General features: G+C 69.7%; 3 protein-coding genes and 1 pseudogene. 3 read left to right on the top strand and 1 reads right to left on the bottom strand.

Annotated features, from left to right (window positions below):
• Both RH94_RS11445 and RH94_RS11440 read left to right on the top strand, forming a co-directional pair.
• A partial coding sequence (locus RH94_RS11445) for a tRNA (adenine-N1)-methyltransferase (protein ID WP_073947494.1) occupies window positions 1-881 on the top strand: 881 nt, incomplete at its 5' end.
• Window positions 882-1,109: 228 nt separating this feature from the next.
• Entirely contained in the window at window positions 1,110-1,682 is a 573-nt protein-coding gene (locus RH94_RS11440) for a hypothetical protein (RefSeq protein WP_073947493.1), read from the top strand.
• A 57-nt stretch (window positions 1,683-1,739) separates the two neighbouring features.
• Here RH94_RS11440 and RH94_RS11435 read toward each other — a convergent pair whose 3' ends face one another.
• Window positions 1,740-2,045 (bottom strand): ferredoxin, encoded by a 306-nt coding sequence (locus RH94_RS11435; RefSeq protein ID WP_073947527.1) that lies wholly within the window; start codon window positions 2,043-2,045, stop codon window positions 1,740-1,742.
• Between the two features lie 243 nt (window positions 2,046-2,288).
• Between RH94_RS11435 and RH94_RS43080 the strand changes: the two are divergent.
• Window positions 2,289-2,838: pseudogene (locus tag RH94_RS43080) on the top strand (proteasome ATPase); the annotation flags it as partial.

Here is a 2,838-nt window from a genome sequence, read left to right as displayed (position 1 = left end):
CCCGCCGACGCGGGCCCTTCAAGGTCGGGGACCAGGTACAGCTGACCGACCCCAAGGGCCGCCACTACACGTTCACGCTCGAGGCCGGGAAGAACTTCCACACCCACAAGGGGTCCTTCCCGCACGACGAACTGATCGGCGCACCCGAGGGCAGCGTTGTCCGCACCACCGGCAACGTCGCCTACCTCGCGCTGCGCCCCCTGCTCCCCGACTACGTCCTGTCCATGCCCCGCGGGGCAGCCGTCGTCTACCCCAAGGACGCGGGGCAGATCCTCGCCTTCGCCGACATCTTCCCCGGCGCCCGCGTCGTGGAGGCAGGCGTCGGCTCCGGCTCGCTCAGCAGCTTCCTGCTGCGGGCCATCGGCGACCAGGGCATGCTGCACAGCTACGAGCGCCGCGCCGACTTCGCCGAGATCGCCCAGGCCAACGTCGAGCGCTACTTCGGCGGCCCGCACCCTGCCTGGCAGCTCACCGTGGGCGACCTCCAGGACAACCTGTCCGACACCGACGTCGACCGCGTCATCCTCGACATGCTCGCCCCCTGGGAGTGCCTGGAGGCCGTCTCCAAGGCACTCGTCCCCGGCGGCATCCTGTGCTGCTACGTCGCCACCACCACCCAGCTCGCGAGGACCGTGGAGTCCATCCGCGAGATCGGCTGCTTCAACGAGCCGACCGCCTGGGAGACGATGATCCGCAACTGGCACATCGAGGGCCTGGCCGTCCGCCCCGACCACCGCATGATCGGCCACACCGGCTTCCTGCTCACCGCCCGCCGCCTCGCGGACGGCGTCGAGCCGCCCATGCGCCGCCGCAGGCCCGCCAAGGGCGCCTACGGCGAGGACTACGAGGGCCCCAACGCCGACGGAGGCGCCGCCCGCTGACAGGCCCCCGCCGATCGCAACGCACAGGCGCCGTGGCCGAGTTCCCGACGACGACCGGGAACTCGGCCACGGCGCCCTCGCATTGACCCGGCACCACGACACCGCCACGCCGAAACACCCGCCGCGCGGAACCCGCACGAGTACCCACCCCGCCGTTCCCCCGCACTGTGACGTGTGGCACGATGCTGGCCACCCCCACCGGCACAGCCCTCACAGGAGACGCTCCTCGTGCAGCAACCCGCCGTTCCGGAACTGGCCCACACGCACACCCGCCCCATCCACTGGCTGGCCACCGCCACCGCGGTCGCCGCGGTCGTGGCCCTCTCCTCGATCGCGCAACCCGGCTCGGCCACCGCCGCCCAGCCGGCCGGAACCCCCGCCGAACCCTCCCCCGCGGCCGCCCCCGACACCACCGGTGTGACGTTCCCGCTCGACTGCGGACCCGTGAAGAGCGTGGTGGCGAAGCAGGCCTCCGGAGACCTCGACGGGGACGGCAGGCCGGAGACCGTCGCCGTCGTGCACTGCGACGCCTCCATGGGTACCCCGCCCGACGCCGTCTACGTCCTCACCCGGGCCGCCGACGACACCGCGCCCCGCGTCGTCGCCACCCTCCTCGAACCCAAGGACCGGTACACGGTCACGGACTTCGCCGTCCGTGAAGGAGCCGTCACCGCAACCCTGCTCGGCTACTCCTCGCCCGACGTGCCCAATTGCTGCCCCGACCTCAAGGAAAGCGTGAAGTGGCAGTGGAGGAACGGCGCGTTCGTCCGCTCCACGCCCGCCGGCGCGCGCAGCGTCTGACCGCACGCCCCGGAGCTGTGAGAGAACAGACATCGATCACAGCCCGCACGGAAGCGGTCACTCCACGTCAGGTCCGTACACCTCGACCTTGTCCGAAACACGACGCACATGGATGCACTCGCCCGGGCACTCCCTCGCCGAATCGACCACATCCGTGAGAAGCGGCAGCGGCACGGGCGTTGTCGCCCCCCTGTCCTGCAGAAGCTCGTCGTCCGCGCTCTTCACGTACGCCAGGCCGTCGATGTCCAGCTCGAACACCTCCGGCGCGTACTGCGCGCAGATGCCGTCACCGGTGCACAAATCCTGGTCGATCCAGACCTCCAGTGCCTCGCCACCGTCCGAGGTCCGCTGCTGCACGCTCATCTCTCCTGCCGTATCACGTCGAGCCGTACGGGAATTTGGCCAGCTCCGACGGGTGTTGAACGACTCGACCCTACCTCCGGCTGCTTTCCCATCGTGTTCGGTGGGTATTCCCCTGGCGTGAGGGAGAGCGCAAGGGTGAAGATCGGACACACCCCGACAGTCTTTGTGATCTAGGGGTTTCAATCGACACCCACCCAGGTAGGGTCTGGAAGCGTCCAGCTCCCCTTGGAGGAGGTGAGGACCGTGGCAGCCCACGACGACGACATGAACCGCGGCATCCGCCCGGGACGCGGGTCCGACGACCCGGCCGGGCAGATCGCCTACCTTGAGCAGGAGATCGCCGTCCTGCGACGCAAGCTCGCCGACTCTCCGCGACACACGAGGATTCTCGAAGAGCGGATCGTCGAGCTGCAGACCAACCTGGCCGGCGTGTCCGCCCAGAACGAACGGCTGGCGAACACGCTCCGTGAGGCCCGCGACCAGATCGTGGCCCTCAAGGAAGAGGTCGACCGGCTCGCCCAGCCGCCGGCCGGCTTCGGAGTCTTCCTGCAGGCCACCGAGGACGGCACCGCCGACATCTTCACCGGCGGCCGCAAGCTGCGGGTGAACGTCAGCCCCAGCGTCGAGCTCGAGGAGCTCAGGCGCGGCCAGGAAGTGATGCTGAACGAAGCGCTCAACGTGGTCGAGGCCATGGAATTCGAGCGCGTCGGCGACATCGTCACGCTCAAGGAGATCCTCGAGGACGGCGAGCGCGCCCTGGTGCTCGGGCACACCGACGAGGAGCGGGTGGTAC

It is taken from the genome of Streptomyces kebangsaanensis (assembly GCF_001906585.1).
Taxonomy (GTDB): Bacteria; Actinomycetota; Actinomycetes; order Streptomycetales; family Streptomycetaceae; genus Streptomyces; species Streptomyces kebangsaanensis.
Note: the sequence above shows the minus strand (reverse complement) of the source record. Positions and strands in the feature narration are given on the sequence as shown.